Source organism: Pseudomonas sp. PDM19, assembly GCF_014852215.1.
Taxonomy (GTDB): Bacteria; Pseudomonadota; Gammaproteobacteria; order Pseudomonadales; family Pseudomonadaceae; genus Pseudomonas.
The window spans coordinates 140,466-159,585 of record NZ_JACVBG010000002.1 but is presented as its reverse complement, the minus strand read 5'-3'; the positions used below and the strand labels follow the sequence as shown (position 1 = coordinate 159,585).

Here is a 19,120-nt window from a genome sequence, read left to right as displayed (position 1 = left end):
GCGCCCATCGGGCGCGCTCTCGAATCAGGCTGGGAACTGCGAACGCATCCAGGACTGTAGGGCGCATAACCCGGAACGGGATATCCGCCGAATGCCCACGGCGGATAACGCTGGCGCGTTATGCGCCCTACGCTCTCAGCGGACGCAGCGGGGCTGGGCGGTTCGCGAGCAAGCTCCTACGAAAAGCAGCACCCTCAGGCGAATTGCGAGTGCATCCAGGCCAGGTACTCGGCAGCGCCCGCCTCACCCTCGCGCGGTGCCCATTGCCCGCGCTCGTCCTCGCCCAGCGGCACGAAGGGGCCGGCCTTGGCTTCGAACATGATGCTGTCCGGCTCCAGCGCCACGATGGCGTGGAAGGTGCCCGCCGGCAGGTCCGCACCGACGCAGTCGCCACCGGCACGCAGCACGCGGGTGGTCAGCAACTCGCCGTTATCGGAAAAGATCAGCAGGCCCAGCGCGCCTTTCACGACCAGCAGGCTTTCGGCCTTGTCCGGGTGACGGTGGCAATGCGGCGGGATGTAGCTGTCGGGTTGCAGCGCATTGAGCAGGCGATGGCAGGGCTCGGTCTGCTCATGGAAGTTGTGGTTCTGCCGGCGCCGGGGGCTGGCGGCGGCACGGGCCGCGACCTCGTCGAACAGCGCACTGTCGAGAAAACGCGGCCCGCTCATCGTCAGAGACCTTTGACGGCGAAGATGCCGGCGGCGTTGCGCCAGTAACCCTTGTAGTCCATGCCGTAGCCGAAGATGTAACGGTCGATGCAGGACAGGCCCACGTAGTCGGCCTTCAGGTCCGGACGGGCCTTGCGGTCGTGGTCCTTGTCGATCAGCACGGCAGTGTGCACGCGCTTGGCGCCGGCATGCTTGCAGAAGTCCATGATCGCCGAGAGGGTGTGCCCTTCGTCGAGGATGTCGTCGATGATCAGCACTTCGCGGTCGATGAAGGAGATTTCCGGCTTGGCCTTCCAGAACAGCTCGCCGCCGGTGGTCTCGTTGCGGTAACGGGTCGCATGCAGGTAGGAGGCTTCCAGCGGGAAATTCAGCAGCGGAAGCAGCTTGCCGGAGAAGATCAGGCCACCGTTCATCACGCAGAACACCACCGGGTTGGTGTCGGCCAGCGAGCCGTTGATGGCCTCGGCCACACGGGCGATGGCGGCCTCTACCTCGGCGTTGGTGTACAGGCAGTCGGCTTCGGCCATGACTTGGCGGATGTGCGCGAGATCGACGGACATGGGGGTTCTCCCGTGAAAAAGTGCGAAAAGGTACCTATCGGCGTGCCACGGAGCAAGGGTCAGCGGACGAATGTCGCCGACAATCGTGGCCCAAGGTAGCTAGGATGCATTACGCTACCGCAATTTTTTTGCCAGCCCGTCCGGAGAACCCGTCCATGCCCGTCCTCGAGATCCGCCATCCCCTGATCCGCCACAAGATCGGACTGATGCGCCGTCACGATATCAGTACCAAGAATTTCCGCGAGCTGGCCCAGGAAGTGGGCGCCCTGCTGACCTACGAGGCGACCAAGGACCTGCCGCTGGAAAACTACGAGATCGAAGGCTGGGCCGGCCCGGTACAGGTCGAGAAGATCGCCGGCAAGAAGATCACCGTGGTGCCGATCCTGCGCGCTGGCATCGGCATGCTCGACGGCGTGCTCAGCCTGATTCCGGGTGCCAAGGTCAGCGCCGTGGGCGTGGCGCGCAATGAGGAAACCCTCGAAGCGCACACCTACCTGGAAAAGCTCGCGCCGGACATCGCTGAGCGCCGCTCGCTGATCATCGACCCGATGCTGGCCACCGGCGGCTCGATGGTCGCCACCATCGACCTGCTCAAGAAAGCCGGCAGCAAGGACATCCGCGCCATGGTGCTGGTGGCCGCTCCCGAAGGGATCAAGGCAGTCAACGATGCGCATCCGGACGTGCTCATCCTGACCGCTTCCATCGACCAGTGCCTGAACGAGAACGGGTACATCATGCCGGGCCTGGGCGACGCCGGTGACAAGATCTTCGGCACCAAGCAGAAGGAAACCTGATAGATGGCCGATGAATTCAACGAACCGCTGTGGCGCCAGATCATTTCTGGCGCACAGATGCTCTTCGTGGCCTTCGGCGCGCTGGTACTGATGCCGCTGATCACCGGCCTGGACCCGAACGTGGCGCTGTTCACCGCCGGCTTCGGCACCCTGATGTTCCAGATCGTCACCGGCCGCCAGGTGCCGGTGTTCCTGGCCTCGAGCTTCGCCTTCATCACCCCGATCATCCTCGCCAAGGGCCAGTTCGGCCTGGCGGCGACCATGGGCGGCGTGGTGGCGGCGGGCTTCGTCTACACCTTCCTGGGCCTGGCGGTGAAGGTCAAGGGCACCGGCTTCATCGACCGCCTGCTGCCGCCGGTGGTCATCGGCCCGGTGATCATTTCCATCGGCCTGGCCATGGCGCCGATCGCCGCCAACATGGCGATGGGCAAGGCCGGTGACGGCACCGAGCTGATCCCCTACAAGACCGCCATGTTCATCTCCATGCCGGCGCTGCTGACCACCCTGATCGTCGCCGTGTTCGGCAAGGGCATGCTGCGCCTGGTACCGATCATCGCCGGCGTGCTGGTGGGCTATGGCCTGTCCTTCGCCTTCGGCGTGGTCGACGTGGCGAAGATCGTCGCTGCGCCCTGGCTGGAGCTGCCGAAGTTCACTGCGCCGGAATTCAACTGGCAGGCCATCCTGTTCATCGTTCCGGTAGCGCTGGCCCCGGCCATCGAGCACATCGGCGGCGTCATCGCGGTGGGCGGCGTGACCGGCAAGAACTACCTGAAGACCCCGGGCCTGCACCGCACCCTGCTGGGCGACGGCATCGCCACCTCCGCTGCCGGCCTGTTCGGCGGCCCGCCGAACACCACCTATGCCGAAGTCACCGGCGCGGTGATGCTGACCAAGAACTACAACCCGAAGATCATGACCTGGGCGGCGGTGTTCGCCATCAGCCTGGCCTTCGTCGGCAAGTTCGGCGCCATCCTGCAGAGCATCCCGGTCCCGGTGATGGGCGGCATCCTCTGCCTGCTGTTCGGCACCATCGCCTCGGTGGGCATGAACACCCTGATCCGCCACAAGGTGGACCTATCCCAGGCGCGCAACCTGTGCATCGTCTCGGTCACCCTGGTGTTCGGCATCGGCGGCGTGCTGATCGGCACCGGCACCGGCCCGGACGACTTCGGCCTGAAGGGCATCGCCCTGTGCGCGATCGTCGCCATTTTGCTCAACCTGATCCTGCCCGGCGAAGAAGGCTGGGAGAACAAGGCGCTGGAACAAGGCGCCGGCGACTCCTCCGCTGACAAGCCCGCCGAGTGAGGCAGCGGCGCCGCCGGAAGGCGGCGCCGAAGCCCACGTAAAGTTGGGCGAACGCCACATGCCGAACACGGTCCATTCAGCATGACAGTTCGATTCCGACAGGAGGCACTGCCCATCCGCTTCGCCTCGCTCGTCCCGTTTTCTCCGTCGCAGGTGCGCCCGTGAGCCGTGCCGCGTGGCTGCTGCTCGGCCTGATCGGCGCCTCGCTGATCCCCCTCGCCATCGGCGGCCGGGAGATGCTCGAGCATGTCCTGGCCTTCCCCCTCGACCAGTTGCTGATCATGTTCGGCATGATCTGCCTGTGCTGGCTGATCAACGCGCAGAAGCTGCGGGTGCTGCTCAATGGCCGCGCCGGCGAGATCGGCAAGGTGCGCTCGGTGGGCATCATCATGGCCTCGGAGTTCGCCTTCTACGCCACCCCCGGCGGCACCGGCGGCCCGCTCACCCTGATGGCCCTGCTCGCCCGCCACGGCATGCGCCCGGCGCACAGCAGCGCGATCTTCGCCGTGGACCAGTTGAGCGACCTGCTGTTCTTCCTCTGCGCACTCGCGGCGGTGCTGGTGTGGGCACTGTCGCACAGCGTCAGTCCGAACCTGGAGACGTCGCTGATCACCAGCGGTGTGCTGCTGGGCGGGATCTTCTTCGGCGTGGTACTGCTCGCGCGCTTCCAGCGCCGGGTGATCAGGGCCAACGGCCGGCTGTTCGAACGCCTGGGGATGAAACCGCGCACACGCCTGCACTGGGCGCGCAAATGCCTGCACTTCCGCGACACCCTGGTGAGCTGCCTGCGCCAGCCCAAGCGCCGGCTGCTGCTGATCTTCTTCTTCACCTGCTGCCACTGGGTGCTGCGCTTCTCGGTGCTCTACATCACCCTCAAGGCGCTGGGCGTGGACCTGCACTGGGCCTGGGCCTTCCTGATCCAGCTGCTGTCGCTGGCCGCGGGTCTCGCCACGCTGCTGCCGGGTGGTGCAGGAGGCACGGAGCTGACCAGCGCCGCACTACTCGCCCCGCTGGTGGGCAAATCCACGGCGGCCGCGGCCATCCTGATCTGGCGCGTGGTGACCTACTACTTCTACCTGGTGATGGGCGCACCGGTATTCGCCCTGATGGCGGGCCGGCCGTTGTTGCGCAAGCTGATGGGGCTGCGGGAAAGCGCCTGAGGATCAGTCGCCGGAAGGCTTGTCGTCTTCGGACGGTGCCTTGGGTTTGAGTGAATCCCAGAGTTCAGCGGCGCCGGGAAACTCGGTGCCGTCCTCGTCGCTCAAGGCTTCGGGATCGTAGCGGCTGGTACAGCCTTCGCCCAGGGTGGGCGGCGGGGTGGCGGTGCCTGGGTTTTTCGGGTCACTCATGCTGACCATCTCCGTTGAGCGCAGCGCCCGCCGTCAGGCGACGGCGGGAGCGTGCGGAGTACCCAGTCTAGAACGAAACCGGGTGGATCAGTCGAATACCACGGTCTTGTTGTCGTGCACCAGCACGCGGTCTTCGAGGTGGTAGCGCAGGCCGCGGGCCAGCACCAGCTTCTCCACATCCTTGCCCAGGCGCACCAGGTCCTCGATGTTGTCGCGGTGGCTGATGCGTACCACGTCCTGCTCGATGATCGGGCCGGCGTCCAGTTCCTCGGTCACGTAGTGGCAGGTCGCACCGATCAGCTTCACGCCACGCAGCGACGCCTGGTGGTACGGCTTGGCACCAACGAAGGACGGCAGGAAGCTGTGGTGGATGTTGATCACCTGGTGGCGGTACTTCTGGCACAGGTCCGGCGGCAGGATCTGCATGTAGCGCGCCAGCACCACGTTGTCGGCCTGGTGCTCGTCGATCAGGCGCGACACCTGTTCGAAGGCCGGCTGCTTGTTCTTCGGGTCCACCGGGACGTGGAAGTACGGAATGCCGTGCCACTCCACCATGCTGCGCAGGTCATCGTGGTTGGCGATCACGCAGGGAATCTCGCAATCCAGCTCGCCGCTGTGCCAGCGGTGCAGCAGGTCGGCCAGGCAGTGCGATTCGCGGCTGGCCATCAGCACGACGCGTTTCTTCACCGAGGAGTCGGTGATGCGCCACTCCATGGAGAACTCGCGGGCAATCGGGGCGAAGGCCTGGCGGAAACCGTCGATATCGAACGGCAGGGAGTCGGCACGAATCTCATGCCGCATGAAGAACCAGCCGTTGTCGTTGTCGGAATGGTGACTGGCCTCGGTGATCCAGCCGTTGTAAGTGGCCAGGAAATTACTCACCTTGGCGACGATGCCGACCCCGTCGGGGCAGGCGATCACCAGTCGGAAAGTGCGCATGGGTGTACTCCAGATACATCGCGAAGGCCGCCATTCTAGCGGCTCGAGGGGAAAAGATCAGCCATTGCCACGATGCGCCGACGAGAGCCAGTTCGATGCATTGCGAGTGCTGCGATTAATTACCGGCGAATGAACTAGTTAAACAAGTCGACAACTACCGACAAAACTTTTCCCAAGCATTTACTTGAACAACTTCGCTGACTATTATGTCTGCTACAAACTTTCCGCCACCGCTGGACCCAGAACAAGGTACCCAACATGTCGCTGATCAACGAGTACCGCGCTACCGAAGAAGCCATCAAGGAACTTCAGGAGCGCCTGAAATCCCTGGAACAGGACGACAAGCTGAAGAAAGAGCTTGAGTTCGAAGAGAAACTTCGCGCGCTCATGGCCAGCTACGGCAAGTCCCTGCGTGATGTCATTGCCCTGCTCGATCCGGACGCGAAGCTGAGCAAATCGCCGCGTGCCGCAAAAGCCACCGTGAGCAAGCGTGCTCGCAAGGTCAAGCAGTACAAGAACCCGCACAACGGTGAAGTGATCGAAACCAAGGGCGGCAACCACAAGACCCTCAAGGAATGGAAAGCCAAGTGGGGCGCCGAGGCCGTAGAAGGCTGGGCCACACTGCTGGGCTAAGCCTTTCCGACATGAAAAACGCCAGCCTTGCGCTGGCGTTTTTTATTACCCGCAGAAAAGTGCGCGGCGCTACAGGCTATAGCGCGCGCGCAGCACCTGCGCATACTTGTCCCACTCTTGCAGCACCAGACGGCCAGCCGGCGTGGCATTGACCAGTTGCTCGCTCATCGCCGCGGCAAAGTTATCCAGAGTATTCGGCGCGCCCCACTCGGCCTGACTCAGGCGTGCACGGCAGAAGTCCTGCCATTGTTGCTGTTCCGTGGCACTCAAAGTTTCCGGGAAATTGCGCGCGCGATAACGGAAGAGCAGTTCGGGAAGTCGCGCATCATCGAACGGCCATTGTTCTTTCGCCAACCGCGCAGGGTCGGCCTGGCGCACCTGCTCGCACAATCGGCGATCACGGTCGCCGATAAATCCGTCATACAACTGCTGCTCGGGATCTTCACTGCCGGCGAAACTTTCCTCGGCATACAAGGGCGCGAGTTTGTCCTGCCAGATTGCCTTCGCATCGGTCAGCGTCCGCCCCGCCGCGAGACAAGCCTCGAGGTCCAGGCCGATGCGCTCACGATCCTGCGGGCGCAATACGGACAGCGGCGCCACCACCGGGCATTTGTTGATGTGCAGCAGCTTCAGCGGCACCGGCAGCTCGCCCTCGGCCAGCTCGTCACGACGCGTGTAGAGGCGCTTGCGCAGGGTTTCCGCATCCAGCTCCAGCAAGGGCGAAACATCGGCAGCCAGGTCGCAGACGATCAATGCGTTGCGGTTGCGCGGATGCCAGCCCAGCGGCAGCACCACGGACAGGTAATGACGCGCACCGGAGAGCATGCCGGAGATATGCACCATAGGCTGCAGTACGCGCACCTGGTCCAGCACGCCCTGCTTGCCGCGCAGGCGATAGAGATAGTCGTAGAGCTTGGGCTGGCGGTCACGCACCAGCCGCGCCAGGGCGATGGTGGCGCGCACGTCGGACAGCGCGTCGTGCGCCTGCCCGTGATCGATGCCGTTGGCCGCGGTGAGGCGCTCCAGCTTGAGGCTGACGACGCCATCCTGCTCGGGCCAGACGATGCCTTCGGGGCGCAGGGCGTAGGCGGTCCGCACCATGTCGATCAGGTCCCAACGGCTGTTGCCGCCCTGCCACTCACGGGCGTAAGGATCGAAGAAGTTGCGGTACAGGCTGTAGCGCGTCACCTCATCGTCGAAGCGCAGGCTGTTGTAGCCCGCCACGCAGGTACCCGGCTGCGCCAGCTCGGCGTGCAGGCGGGTCATGAATTCGGCCTCGCCCAGACCGCGCTCTTCCAGCCGATCCGGCGTGATGCCGGTGACCAGGCAGGCGGCCGGGTGCGGGAGGATGTCGTCGCTGGGCCGGCAATAGAGGTTCAGCGATTCGCCAATCTCGTTGAGGTCCTCGTCCGTGCGGATGCCGGCCACCTGCAACGGGCGGTCGCGGCGCGGGTCGATACCGGTGGTTTCGTAGTCGTACCAGAAGATGCTGGCGTTCATCGTTTTTCCTTGCCTGCAAGCGAGTGCGTCGCAGTCTAACAGTGCGGCCGACCACACTTCCAAAACGCCTGACTGGCACCTAGCCAGCCCCCGCCTTTATGATGGGCGTCGCAAGGACACACCCACTGGAAAGGACTTTCCTCATGCAAGACATCGCTGCACAAAATCCCTACAGCGCTCCGCTGAGCAACCTCGAACCCGGCGCCGCCCAGGGCGCGGTACCCTCCATCGTCGAGGCCCTGACCCGCGGCTACAACTTCGGCATTGGCGACCTGCTGGGCGAATCCTGGCGCCGCACCAAGGGCGCCAAGGGCCTGATCATCGGCGGCTTCGTGGTCTTCTATGCGGCGATCTTCGCCCTGGTCAACGTGCTCAGCCTGTTCCTCACCGTGGTCGGCGTCGCCGGGATCGCCGGCATGGGCCTGCTCGGCGACAGCGAAGCCGCCGGGGGCATGGCGGTCGGCGCGCTGGTCGCGTTCTTCATCGGCTCCATCGTCCTGAGTTTCATCGCCACCGCTGTCTGCTACCCGCTGCTGGCCGGCGTGAACATGCTCGGCATCCGTCGCGCGGCCGATCAGCCGCTGCGCTTCAACGAAGTCTTCAGCCACTTCGGCCGCACCTTCCAGGTGGTGGTCTGCGTGCTGCTGAGCACCATCATGATCTTCATCGGCTACTTCCTCTTCGTGCTGCCGGGTATCTACCTGAGCATCGCCTACATGCTCGCCATCCCGCTGGTGGTCGAGCGCGGCCTGTCGCCCTGGGCGGCGATGGAAGTCTCGCGCAAGGCCATTACCCACCACTGGTTCAAGGTCTTCGGCCTGCTGCTGGTGTTCGGCCTGCTGTTCATGCTCAGCACCCTGACCCTGGGCATCGCGCTGATCTGGGTGCTGCCGTGGCTGATCGTCGCCATCGGCGTGCTCTACCGCACCATCTTCGGCGTACTGCCGCCGGCCAAGTGATCAAATCGGCCTGAGCCTGCCAGCGCGGTTGCCTCGCCGCACCGCGCTGGCTAGCATCTGGCACCTACGTCATCGACAGCGGTTTCCCTTGAGCCCAGCAGCCCCTTCCTCCAACGCGTCTCCCCACGCGCCCGTCCTGGATACCCGCTACCACGTGGAGACCCCGGAAGGCATCGACCTGCTGCTGCGTCCCGCCGGTGTCGTCCCCCGCGCCCTCGCCTACCTGATCGACCTGGGCATCCGCGTCCTGCTGATGGTCGCGCTGTTCATGCTGCTGGCCTTCCTCGGCGAACTGGGCACCGGGCTGGGACTGATCCTCACCTTCATCATGACCTGGTGGTACATGGTGCTCTTCGAAGTGCTGAACCAGGGCCGCTCGCCCGGCAAACAGATGATGGGCCTGCGCGTAGTGCATGACGACGGCACACCGATCGGCTGGTCCGCCTCGCTGCTGCGCAATCTGCTGCGCTTCGCCGACATCCTGCCGTTCGCCTACACGCTCGGGCTGCTCAGCTGCCTGTCCAACTCCGCATTCAAGCGCCTGGGCGACCTCGCCGCCGGCACCCTGGTGATCTACCGTGATCCGCCGCCGAGCCGCCCGCAGGTGCCGCAGACCACGCCCGAACTTGCACCCTGGCCCCTGAACCTGGAAGAGCAACGCGCCCTGATGAGCTTCGCCGAACGTGGCACACAGCTTTCGGCGGCGCGCCGCGAAGAGCTGGCCGCCATCCTCGCGCAACCGCTGGGCATTGCGCCCGAGCAGGCGGAAGCACGCCTGAACCGCATTGCCAGCGGCCTGCTGGGCAACGGGACGGGCCACCCATGAAGCAGGCCTTCTTCGAACAACGCCACCAGGGCAGCTGGAAGCGCTTCGCCAAGCGCCTTGAGCAACTGGAAACCGGCAAGCGCCAGGAATCGAGCGAGAAGCCCGAGGAGTTCGCCGCCGACTACCGACGCATCTGCCAGCAGCTCGCTCTCGCCCAGGAGCGCGGCTACAGCAGCCACCTGATCGACCAGTTGCAGCAGCTCGCCATGCGCGGGCACCAGCAGTTCTACCGCCACCGCAGCCACCTGGGCGCACGCATCCTCGGCTTCCTGGTCGCCGGCTTCCCGCGTCTGGTGCGTGAGGAATGGCGCTGCATCGCCATCGCCAGCCTGCTGTTCTACGGCAGCCTGTTGCTGATGGGCGTGCTGGTCTATCACTTCCCCGACCTGGTCTACAGCGTCATGGCACCGGAGCGGGTGTCCGAGATGGAGTCGATGTACTCGCCGGACACCACGCGCCTTGGGCCGATGAGCACGCGCGACGCCGGCGATGACTGGAAGATGTTCGGCCACTACATCATGAACAACATCGGCATCGCCTTTCAGACCTTCGCCAGTGGCCTGCTGTTCTGCGTCGGCACCCTGTTCTTCCTGCTGTTCAACGGCGTGGTGATCGGCACGGTAGCCGGCCACCTGACCCAGATCGGCTACATCGAGACCTTCTGGTCCTTCGTCATCGGCCACGGAGCCTTCGAACTGACTGCGATCACCTTCGCCGGTGCCGCCGGCCTCAAGCTTGGCTGGGCACTGCTGTCTCCCGGCCGTCTGAGCCGCCTTGAAGCCTTGCGCCAGGCCGCCGCCCGCGCCGTGCAACTGATCGGCGGAGTGATCCTGATGTTGCTGATCGCCGCGTTCGTCGAGGGCTACTGGTCCTCCGTCACGCACTTCTCGGCGACCGTGAAGTACATCGTCGGCGCTTGCCTGTGGCTGCTGGTGGGCAGCTATTTCCTCCTGGCCGGACGGGGTCGCCATGCGCCTGACTGACGCCAGCGTCGCCATCCGTCCGCGCAGCGCCTGGGAGGCGCTGGACCTCGGCATCCTGCTGGCGCGCCGTCACGCTGGCCTGCTGATGGCCAGCTGGGCGATCGTCACCCTGCCGGTGTTCGTGCTGCTTTCCGTGCTGCTGTGGAACTACTCCAGCTGGGCAGTGCTGATCTTCTGGTGGCTCAAGCCCGCCTTCGAGCGCCTGCCGTTGTACATCCTGTCGCGCTCGCTGTTCGGCGATACGCCGACGCTCAAGGAAGCGCTGCGGGCCTTCCCCGGCCTGCTCAAGTCGCAACTGCTGCCCAGCCTGCTCTGGCGCCGGCTGAGCCCGACGCGCAGCTTCGACCTGCCGGTGCTGCAACTCGAAGGCCTCAAGGGCCAGGCGCGCAGCCAGCGTCTGGTCGTGCTCGGCCAGCGCAATGCCGGCGGCGCCACCTGGCTGACCATTGTCGGCATGCATTTCGAACTGGCGTTGTGGCTGGGCCTTTCCGCACTGATGTACCTGATGCTGCCGCAGCAGTGGGTGGACGACTGGAAATGGCAGTCGCTGATCAGCGTGGCGCAAGGCGACTGGGCGTGGCTGGAACACGTCAGCAACCTGATCTACGCGCTGCTGCTGATCGTCTGGGAACCGGTGTACGTCGCCTGCGGCTTCACCCTCTACCTCAATCGCCGCACCGAGCTGGAGGCCTGGGACATCGAGCTGGTGTTCCGCCGTCTGCGCCAGCGCCTGATCGGCAGCGCCTACGCCCTGCTGCTGGTCGTCGCCGGCGCCTTCGCCCTGCTGCCGGCCCACGACGCGCTGGCTGCCGGTTCGGAGACCGGCAGCAAGGCCAGCCAGAGTTGCCCGCTGCCCGACCAGAATCCCGACGGCCCGCAGGGTGCGCGGCTGACCCAGCAGAAACTCAACAGCGAGGATTCGCGCGGCGCTGCGGAAAAGATCCTCACCGCGCCACCCTTCAAGAACAACGAGAAGATCACCAACTGGCGCCTGCACGAAGACAAGAAAGACCCGAAGCCCACCGATCCGGACGAGGCCAAGCGGCTGAAGAGCTTCTTCGAGGCGCTGGGTAACTGGAAGGCCTTCAAGTTCGCCGCGCAAGGCATCGAAGTGCTGCTCTGGGGCATTCTGTTCACCGTCGTCGCCCTGGTCATCTGGCGCTACCGCGAATGGCTGCGGCTGTTCGTCGGGCGCATCGGCCTGCCGCAGAAGCCGCGCCGCGAAGCGCCCAGCGTGCTGTTCGGGCTGGACCTCGCGCCGGAAACCCTGCCCAGCGACGTCGCCAGCGAAGCCGAACGCCTGTGGGACGAACAGCCCCGCGCCGCGCTCGGCCTGCTCTACCGCGCGCTGCTCAGCCGCCTGCTGCACGACTTCCGCGTGCCGCTGCGCGAGTCGACCACCGAAGGCGAAGTCCTGGTCCGCGTGGCTGACCTCAATGACCCGCCGCTGGACAACTTTGCCCGCAGCCTGACCCAGCAGTGGCAGGCGCTCGCCTACGGTCACCGCGCACCACAGGCTGAACTCAAGCAGCAGCTGTGCGGCGAATGGCGCCACCTGTTCGGCAGCGAGGTGCGGGCATGAAGCGCGGCAACCTCGCCCTGCTGGTGCTGCTCGTCCTGCTCGTGCTCGGAGGCATCGGCTACTACCTGTACCGCAACCTCGAGCCCTACACCGAGACCATCGAGCACGGCGCCTCTCCCGAGGCCCGCGCCAACCCCTATCTCGCCGCCGAAATGTACCTGCGCGGTCGCGGCATCCACGTCACCACCGCGCGCGGCATGGAAGTTCTGGACCAGTTGCCGAGCAAAGGCCAGACCCTGATCCTGCTGGGCACCCGCGAGAACGTCACGCCGACGCAGAACGCGCGGCTGCTCGACTGGGCCAATCGCGGCGGCCACCTCATCGTCACCGCCGAAAGCCTGTGGGACGAAGATGAAGGCAAGAGCGGCGACACGCTGCTGGATCAGCTGGGCGTGCAACAATTCCTCACCTCCGACCTGAAGGACAAGGAGGAGGAGAAATCCGCTCCGACCGACGAGAAGTCCGCAGAGGCGTCCGAAGACCAGAAGCCGGACGAAGCCGCCAAGCCGGAAGTGGAAGAAGAACATCCGGACCAGGCCTCCAGCGCCCACGACAACGAGGCGACGGAAACGGACCCTTACCCGAACCTGACCAAGCTCTACCTGGAGAACGAGAAGGCCCCGGCCTACTTCGACTTCGACACCGACTACCACCTGCTCGACTCGAAGAACCTCGCCTACGCCTGGGCCAACAGCGCCGACTCCACCCACCTGCTGCAACTGCAGCAGGGCCAGGGGCTGATCACCGTGCTCACCGACAACTGGATCTGGCAGAACGGCGAACTCGACGCCTACGACAACGCCTGGCTGCTCTGGTACCTGACCCAGGACAGCGCCGTCACGCTGGTCTACCGCGCCGACGGCACCAGCCTTATTACCCTGCTGATGCGCTATTTCCCGCAGGCACTGCTGGCCGCCGTCCTGCTGCTGGTCCTGGTGCTCTGGCGCAACGGCCTGCGCCAGGGCCCGCTGCAGCCCAACCCGGATCGCAGCCGCCGGCAACTGGAAGAACACCTGCGCGCCGGCGCCGATTTCATCCTCCGCCAGCGTGGCCAGCTCGCCCTGCTGCAGGGCCTGCAACGTGACGTGATGCGCCGGGCGCGGCAGCGCCAGCCCGGCTTCGACCGCCTGCCGGTCGCCGAACAATGGCAAGCTCTGGGCCGCATGACGCGCATGTCGGTCAGCGCCATCAGCCAGGCCATGCGCCCCTATCCGCCAAAGCGCATGGCCGTCGCCGAATTCACCCGCCAGGTCGCGCACCTGCAAAGCCTCAGGAATGCCCTATGAGCGAACAGACGCCCGAACAGCCCGGCACCACCGCCGGCACCGCCCCCAACCCGGGCGCCCAGCGCCAGCGCGCCAGCCAGCTGGCCCAGGCGCTGCGCCACGAACTGCAGAAGGCCCTGATCGGCCAGCAGGAGGTGATCGACGACGTGCTCACCGCCTTGCTCGCCGGTGGCCACGTGCTCATCGAAGGCGTTCCCGGCCTGGGCAAGACCCTGCTGGTGCGCGCCCTCGCCCGCTGCTTCGACGGCGGCTTCGCGCGCATCCAGTTCACTCCCGACCTGATGCCCAGCGACGTCACCGGCCACGCCGTGTACGACCTGGCCACCGAGCAGTTCAAGCTGCGCAAGGGCCCGGTGTTCACCCACCTGCTGCTGGCGGACGAGATCAACCGCGCCCCGGCCAAGACCCAGGCCGCGCTGCTGGAAGTGATGCAGGAGCGCCAGGTCACCCTCGAGGGCCGCGCCCTGGCCGTGCCGCAGCCGTTCATGGTGCTGGCGACGCAGAACCCCATCGAGCAGGAAGGCACCTACCCGCTGCCCGAAGCCGAGCTCGACCGCTTCATGCTCAAGCTGCGCATCGACTATCCGCTGGAAGCCGAGGAGCAGACCCTGGTGCGCCAGGTCACACGTTCCGCGCGCAGCGACATGCTCGACGTGGCACCGATGCGCGCTCTGCTCAAGGACAAGGACGTGCTGGCCCTGCAGAAGATCGCCGCCGACCTGCCCATCGACGACCAGGTGCTCGACTACGCCGTGCGCATCGCCCGTACCACCCGCAACTGGCCGGGCCTGGCGCTGGGCGCCGGGCCGCGCGCATCCATCGCACTGGTCCGTTGCGCCCGCGCCCGCGCCCTGCTGCGCAGTGGCGATTTCGTGATTCCGGACGACGTCAAGGGCAGTGCCCTGGCCGTGCTGCGCCATCGCGTGCGCCTGTCGCCGGAACTGGAGATCGAAGGCCTGTCGGTCGACCAGGTGCTGCAACAGCTGCTCGACCAGGTACCGGCGCCGCGCGTATGAAGCCATCGCGCGCGCTCCTCGCGTTGCTCGGCGTCCTGCTGGCGATCGCGGTCGCCCTGGGCGCGGCCGAGGCTCTGGACTCGGGCTCGGCGCTGCTCGGTCGTCTCTGGTGGGGTGCGCTCTGCGCGCTGGCCCTGCTGGCGCTGGCCGATGCCCTCTGGCTACGCCGCACGCCATCGCCCGAGCTGCGCCGCCAGCTGAGCGGCAACCTGCCGCTGGGCCGCTGGAGCGAGGTACGCCTGCAATTTCATCATCGCTACGCACAGCCACAACGCATCACGGTGTTCGACCACCTGCCCGCCGGCATGGACTTCGAATACCTGCCGCAGACCGTGGAGCTGCACCCCGGCGAACAGACCGAACTGGGTTACCGCGTGCGTCCGCTGTCCCGTGGGCATTTCGTCTTCCAGCGCTGCGAGATCGAACTGTCCAGCCCGCTGCGTCTGTGGAAGGGCCGGCGCTACCTGGAACAGCACGACGAAACCCGCGTCTACCCGGACTTTGCCCGCCTCTACGGCGCCGAGCTGATGGCCGTGGACCACTGGCTCAACCGCATCGGAGTTCGCGCCGGACAGCGCCGCGGGCTGGGCCTGGATTTCCACCAGCTGCGCGAATTCCGCGATGGCGACACCCTGCGGCAGATCGACTGGAAGGCCACCGCGCGCAAACGCACGCCCATCGCCCGCGAGTACCAGGACGAACGCGACCAGCAGATTCTCTTCCTGCTCGACTGTGGCCGGCGCATGCGCAGCCACGACGGCGACCTTTCGCACTTCGACCATTCGCTCAACGCCAGCCTGCTGCTGGCCTACGTCGCGCTACGCCAGGGCGACGCGGTGGGCCTGATGACCTTTGCCGGCGACCAGCCGCGCCATCTGCCACCGGCCAAGGGCAGCGCCCAGCTCACCGCCCTGCTCAACAGCGTCTACGACCTGCGCAGCAGCCAGCGCCCAGCGGACTTCCCCGCCGCCGTGCAGGCCGTACTCACGCGCCAGCGCCGGCGCGCGCTGGTGGTGATAGTGACCAACCTGCGCGACGAGGATGACGAGGAACTGGTGGCCGCGGTGAAACGCCTCGGGCGCCAGCACCGCGTGCTGGTCGCGAGCCTGCGCGAGGAAGTACTGGACCGCCTGCGCCAGGCGCCGGTGGAGAGTTTCGAGCAAGCCCTGGGCTACTGCGGCGCGGTGGATTACCTGAACGCCCGCGCGGGGCTGCACGAGAAGCTGGCGGCCCATGGCGTGCCGGTACTCGACACGCGGCCAAGCCAGCTGGGGCCGGAACTGATCAGCCGTTATCTAGGCTGGAAGAAGGCTGGCGCGCTGTAACCGTGCGCCACAACCGGACGCCGACTCCGTGGCGTCCCACACCGTGCAGATCGGTCAGCGCGTCCTGCGCTTCAGACCGACTCCACCTGCCGGCGAAAACTGAAATAACGGCGCAGCGCGTCGACCAGCTCGACGTACTCCATCGGCGGCGCCGTCAGGCTGAAGCCCGAATCGTAGTTGCCCGGATTGACGTCCTCGCGACACCACTGGCAGGTAGCGGCGAATTCGATCAGCTGCAGCTTGCCGTCATGTCCGGGGATCTTCAGGCGCATCTCGAAGCGGCCACCCACCAGCATCGGCAGCTGGCTGATCAGGAGCAGCCCATCCAGCGACACGTTGCCCAGGTAACCCATCGGTTTGTCGGTGATGCTGTTGAACACCTTCAGGTAGTAGGGCAGCTGATGGCGCTCGATATGTCGTTGATGACGCATAATGGCGTTTCGCTATGAAATATCGTCCAGTATGACGATGCCGCCCAGGCAGGGCCAGTCCTAACGACAACCTTCCGCCAGCCGTGCGCTAAGCGCCTGACGAGCGGCGTCGAGCTGTGCATCGCTGTAGTAAGTCCGTTCACCACTGCTGGTCTGCGTGAAGTACCGCCCGCCATGACTGAGCGACTCCAGGTCACGGCGCCAACTCGCGCACTGCTGGTCCAGCTTGGCCTGCTGCTCCGTCGCCTGGTTCTGGGCGGCGGCGCTTTCATCTCGACGCGCGTCGTAGAAACGGCGGGTGCGTTCCTCCCGCTCGCGGGTCGCCGCATCCCGTTCGATGACCTGCGGCTTGACCTCGACGCGTTGCGCCCCTGGCGGTGGGGTTTCGCTGAAATGCACCTTTCCCTGAGCGTCGGTCCAGCGGTAGATATCCGCCGAAGCCAGCAGGGGGAAACACCAGGCGCAGAGCCACAGGGCGCGCATTCGTACCTCCTTGCGTGATGCACTCAAGAGATTAGCCAGCTATGGGCTGCACTCAAGTCGGCCCGCGACCGCCGGTCAGGGCGTGGGCGTGTCGAGGCGCAGATCGTTGGGCAGACGGCCATTCAAGCGCAGCGTTTCCAGTCGCGCCTTGGCCCGGTAAGCATACTCACTGGTGGGGTAACGGGCGACGATGAACTGGTAGGTCTGCGCCGCATCGACGTAGAACTTCTCACGCTCCAGGCACTGGCCGCGCAGCATGGAGATTTCCGGCTGGATCCACGGCCGCGCGCGCGCCTTGCGCTCGGTCTCCGACAGTTCCAGCTGCACGCGCTGGCAGTCACCACTCTTGTACGCGCGGTAGGCATTGTTCAGGTGATAGTTCATCGACCAGCTGGTGCAGCCGGTAACACTCAGCGCCAGCAGCGCGAGGAAAAGGGTTCGCATGGGCATATCCTCCGTTGGGAAGTGTATCGGCCCGTCTTGGCCGTACTGTAGCCCGCCACTAGACTCACGTGGACTTCGCCTCAGCGCAAAGGATCTGCCATGCGTTTCGCACACCCGATTTCAATTGCCCTCCCGTTCGCCGTGCTGCTGCCCTGGCTCGCCGCCTGTGCCCCGACCACGCCGTTGTTCGTTGCCCAGATCACCACCGGCGAAGTGGCCGAATACAAGCAGCTCAAGAACAAGCGCATGACCGCTGCCGTGGAAGAGGAAGGCGACCTCCTCACCTACAGCGCCCAGGCCATCCGCGACGGCAAGAGCAGCGAAGCCGAGCAGCTCTACCTCACCGGCTACAACAACACCCGCTACGGCCCCGAGGTGCGCGCCATCGCGCTGTACCAGATCGGCCTGATCTACATGAGCCGCTACAACGACCAGCGCGACGATCAGAAAGCCATGGATTACTTCCAGCGCATCGATCGCGAATTCCCCGGCACCAAGGCTGCCGAACATGCCGATGCCCGCGAGCTGATCATCCGCCAGCGGGCCAAGGACCCGGTGCAGAAGACCGCCAAGCAATTGCTGGCCGACTGGCAACCGCAGTACAACCTCGACCTGAACAAACCGACCCTCGACCCGGACATGACCCTGCTGTCGCGCCGTGCCGTGCTCAAGGGCCGCGTCGACGAAGCCGCACAACTCTACCTGCTGGGCGCCAATGATCCGGCCATCCCGGCGGACATCCGCGAGAAGGCGCTGTACCAGTTGGGACTGATGTACATGGCGCCGGACAATCCGCACCCGGACCGCGAGAAGGCCATCGCCTACCTGCGCCGCCAGCTCGCCGAATTCCCCAGCGGCGAACTGGCCGACAAGGGCGCCCGGCATCTGGACCGCGCGCTGAACCAGACCTCGCCCCGCAGCTGACGGCAAAGCCCGCGCACCGCTGAGCCACGTCAAGACGCGCGGCGGGCGGCAGTGTCTACGCTTGCTCTGCAATAAGCGCAGAGCAAGCGAGGACTCCGCCATGAAGCTGCAGCACCTGCTCGTCATCATCGACCCGACCCGCACGGATCAGCCTGCCCTCACCCGCGCCCGCTGGATCGCCCAGCGCTGCGGCGCACGCCTGGAACTGCTGGCCTGCGAGTACAACCCGGCGCTGGACAACGCCCTGTTACTGGACCGCGGCGACCTCGATGCCGCCCAGCGCAACCTGCTGGACGAACGCCTGGCCTGGTTGCAGCAACTGGCCGCGCCACTGCGCGAGGCAGGTCTCGACGTGCACTGCCAGGTGCGCTGGGGCAAGTCCCTGCACCACCAGGTGGTTCTCCACTGCGAGCAGACCACGCCCGATCTGGTACTCAAGTCCGCGCATCACCACAACCTGCTCAAGCGCCTGTTCCTCACCAACAACGACTGGCAGCTGATCCGCCATTGCCCGCAGCCGCTGTGGCTGGTGCAGCACGGCGAATGGTCGGGGAAGAACCTGTGCGCCGCCGTCGACCCGCTGCACGCCGGCGATACCCCGGCCACGCTGGATCATCGGCTGATCACGGTAGCCCGCGAACTGGAGCAGCGCCTGCAGCTCGACGCCCACTACCTGCACGCTTACATGGCCGTGCCGCGCACCCTCGCGTTCAACGCCGAGCTGCTGGCCGACTACGATAACTACGTGCTGCGCACCGAAGCCCACCACCGCGAAGCCTTCGACGCCCTGCTCGCGCACTACCCGCAGATCGATCGCCAGCGCACGTTGCTGGGCCAGGGCTTCGCCGAGGAAGTGATCCCGGCCTACGTAAAGGACCACGCCATCGACCTGCTGCTGATGGGCGCCGTCGCCCGTGGGCAGCTCGACAACGCGCTGATCGGCCAGACCGCCGAGCGGGTCTTCGAGGAAGTCGAATGCGATCTGCTGGTGATCCGGCCCCGCACCTGAGAGAGCTACCTGAAAGAGTCACCTGAAGAGAGTAAGATGGCGCCCTGGCCGCTCCGGACCTGCTCCGGCGGCGGCCTGACCGCTGCTTTCCCCTAGGAGTCCCG

Annotated in this window: 21 protein-coding genes; 13 read left to right on the top strand and 8 right to left on the bottom strand. The window is 65.7% G+C overall.

The window, feature by feature from the left end:
• Nucleotides 1–194: 194 nt before the first annotated feature.
• Both IB273_RS08975 and IB273_RS08970 read right to left on the bottom strand, forming a co-directional pair.
• The gene (locus tag IB273_RS08975; RefSeq protein ID WP_192223903.1) at nt 195–668 is read right to left on the bottom strand and encodes a WbuC family cupin fold metalloprotein; all 474 of its coding nucleotides are present in this window, start codon (nt 666–668) and stop codon (nt 195–197) included.
• 2 nt (nt 669–670) lie between these two features.
• The gene (locus tag IB273_RS08970; protein WP_017519718.1) at nt 671–1,228 is read right to left on the bottom strand and encodes a hypoxanthine-guanine phosphoribosyltransferase; all 558 of its coding nucleotides are present in this window, start codon (nt 1,226–1,228) and stop codon (nt 671–673) included.
• A 155-nt stretch (nt 1,229–1,383) separates the two neighbouring features.
• On the opposite strand from IB273_RS08970, the gene upp reads away from it, so the two are divergent.
• The 3 genes from upp to IB273_RS08955 all read left to right on the top strand — a co-directional run bounded on the left by upp (nt 1,384) and on the right by IB273_RS08955 (nt 4,487).
• On the top strand, nt 1,384–2,022 hold the full coding sequence (gene upp, locus IB273_RS08965) for a uracil phosphoribosyltransferase (RefSeq protein ID WP_081516307.1): 639 nt from the start codon (nt 1,384–1,386) through the stop codon (nt 2,020–2,022).
• Nucleotides 2,023–2,025: 3 nt separating this feature from the next.
• On the top strand, nt 2,026–3,327 hold the full coding sequence (locus IB273_RS08960; protein ID WP_151188260.1) for a uracil-xanthine permease family protein: 1,302 nt from the start codon (nt 2,026–2,028) through the stop codon (nt 3,325–3,327).
• Nucleotides 3,328–3,488: 161 nt separating this feature from the next.
• The gene (locus IB273_RS08955) at nt 3,489–4,487 is read left to right on the top strand and encodes a lysylphosphatidylglycerol synthase transmembrane domain-containing protein (RefSeq protein ID WP_081516309.1); all 999 of its coding nucleotides are present in this window, start codon (nt 3,489–3,491) and stop codon (nt 4,485–4,487) included.
• A gap of 3 nt (nt 4,488–4,490) precedes the next feature.
• On the opposite strand, the gene IB273_RS08950 is transcribed toward IB273_RS08955, so the two are convergent.
• On the bottom strand, nt 4,491–4,676 hold the full coding sequence (locus tag IB273_RS08950) for a hypothetical protein (protein WP_081516310.1): 186 nt from the start codon (nt 4,674–4,676) through the stop codon (nt 4,491–4,493).
• An 87-nt stretch (nt 4,677–4,763) separates the two neighbouring features.
• Nucleotides 4,764–5,615 carry a formyltetrahydrofolate deformylase gene (purU, locus tag IB273_RS08945; protein ID WP_017519713.1) on the bottom strand — a complete coding sequence of 284 codons (852 nt, stop codon included), beginning with the start codon at nt 5,613–5,615 and terminating at the stop codon, nt 4,764–4,766.
• 258 nt (nt 5,616–5,873) lie between these two features.
• Between purU and mvaT the strand changes: the two genes are divergently transcribed.
• Nucleotides 5,874–6,248 carry a histone-like nucleoid-structuring protein MvaT gene (gene mvaT / locus IB273_RS08940; protein ID WP_045211008.1) on the top strand — a complete coding sequence of 125 codons (375 nt, stop codon included), beginning with the start codon at nt 5,874–5,876 and terminating at the stop codon, nt 6,246–6,248.
• Between the two features lie 69 nt (nt 6,249–6,317).
• On the opposite strand, the gene sbcB is transcribed toward mvaT, so the two are convergent.
• Entirely contained in the window at nt 6,318–7,748 is a 1,431-nt protein-coding gene (gene sbcB / locus IB273_RS08935) for an exodeoxyribonuclease I (protein ID WP_192223902.1), read from the bottom strand.
• 143 nt (nt 7,749–7,891) lie between these two features.
• Between sbcB and IB273_RS08930 the strand changes: the two genes are divergently transcribed.
• The 7 genes from IB273_RS08930 (at nt 7,892) to IB273_RS08900 (ending at nt 15,725) form a co-directional block, all read left to right on the top strand.
• Nucleotides 7,892–8,707 carry a hypothetical protein gene (locus IB273_RS08930; RefSeq protein WP_192223901.1) on the top strand — a complete coding sequence of 272 codons (816 nt, stop codon included), beginning with the start codon at nt 7,892–7,894 and terminating at the stop codon, nt 8,705–8,707.
• A gap of 88 nt (nt 8,708–8,795) precedes the next feature.
• Complete coding sequence (locus tag IB273_RS08925; protein WP_081516313.1) at nt 8,796–9,533, top strand: RDD family protein; 738 nt, start codon at nt 8,796–8,798, stop codon at nt 9,531–9,533.
• A complete protein-coding gene (locus tag IB273_RS08920) occupies nt 9,530–10,516 on the top strand; it encodes a stage II sporulation protein M (RefSeq protein ID WP_192223900.1) in 987 nt (328 codons plus the stop codon). Before IB273_RS08925 ends, IB273_RS08920 begins: the two co-directional genes overlap by 4 nt.
• Entirely contained in the window at nt 10,503–12,098 is a 1,596-nt protein-coding gene (locus IB273_RS08915; protein ID WP_192223899.1) for a DUF4129 domain-containing protein, read from the top strand. Before IB273_RS08920 ends, IB273_RS08915 begins: the two co-directional genes overlap by 14 nt.
• On the top strand, nt 12,095–13,384 hold the full coding sequence (locus tag IB273_RS08910) for a DUF4350 domain-containing protein (protein ID WP_192223898.1): 1,290 nt from the start codon (nt 12,095–12,097) through the stop codon (nt 13,382–13,384). The genes IB273_RS08915 and IB273_RS08910 overlap by 4 nt, the downstream gene beginning before the upstream one ends.
• Complete coding sequence (locus IB273_RS08905; RefSeq protein ID WP_081516317.1) at nt 13,381–14,400, top strand: AAA family ATPase; 1,020 nt, start codon at nt 13,381–13,383, stop codon at nt 14,398–14,400. Before IB273_RS08910 ends, IB273_RS08905 begins: the two co-directional genes overlap by 4 nt.
• Nucleotides 14,397–15,725 carry a DUF58 domain-containing protein gene (locus IB273_RS08900; RefSeq protein ID WP_192223897.1) on the top strand — a complete coding sequence of 443 codons (1,329 nt, stop codon included), beginning with the start codon at nt 14,397–14,399 and terminating at the stop codon, nt 15,723–15,725. Before IB273_RS08905 ends, IB273_RS08900 begins: the two co-directional genes overlap by 4 nt.
• 71 nt (nt 15,726–15,796) lie before the next feature.
• Here IB273_RS08900 and IB273_RS08895 read toward each other — a convergent pair whose 3' ends face one another.
• The 3 genes from IB273_RS08895 to IB273_RS08885 all read right to left on the bottom strand — a co-directional run bounded on the left by IB273_RS08895 (nt 15,797) and on the right by IB273_RS08885 (nt 17,083).
• Entirely contained in the window at nt 15,797–16,156 is a 360-nt protein-coding gene (locus tag IB273_RS08895) for a PilZ domain-containing protein (RefSeq protein WP_081516319.1), read from the bottom strand.
• Nucleotides 16,157–16,216: 60 nt separating this feature from the next.
• Complete coding sequence (locus IB273_RS08890; RefSeq protein ID WP_081516320.1) at nt 16,217–16,639, bottom strand: DUF4124 domain-containing protein; 423 nt, start codon at nt 16,637–16,639, stop codon at nt 16,217–16,219.
• A gap of 75 nt (nt 16,640–16,714) precedes the next feature.
• Nucleotides 16,715–17,083, bottom strand: a complete 369-nt coding sequence (locus IB273_RS08885) for a lipoprotein (RefSeq protein ID WP_045211033.1) — start codon at nt 17,081–17,083, stop codon at nt 16,715–16,717.
• A gap of 99 nt (nt 17,084–17,182) precedes the next feature.
• On the opposite strand from IB273_RS08885, the gene IB273_RS08880 reads away from it, so the two are divergent.
• Nucleotides 17,183–18,007 carry a tetratricopeptide repeat protein gene (locus IB273_RS08880; RefSeq protein WP_192223896.1) on the top strand — a complete coding sequence of 275 codons (825 nt, stop codon included), beginning with the start codon at nt 17,183–17,185 and terminating at the stop codon, nt 18,005–18,007.
• 100 nt (nt 18,008–18,107) lie between these two features.
• A complete protein-coding gene (locus tag IB273_RS08875; protein WP_081516322.1) occupies nt 18,108–19,016 on the top strand; it encodes a universal stress protein in 909 nt (302 codons plus the stop codon).
• The last annotated feature ends 104 nt before the right edge of the window (nt 19,017–19,120 follow it).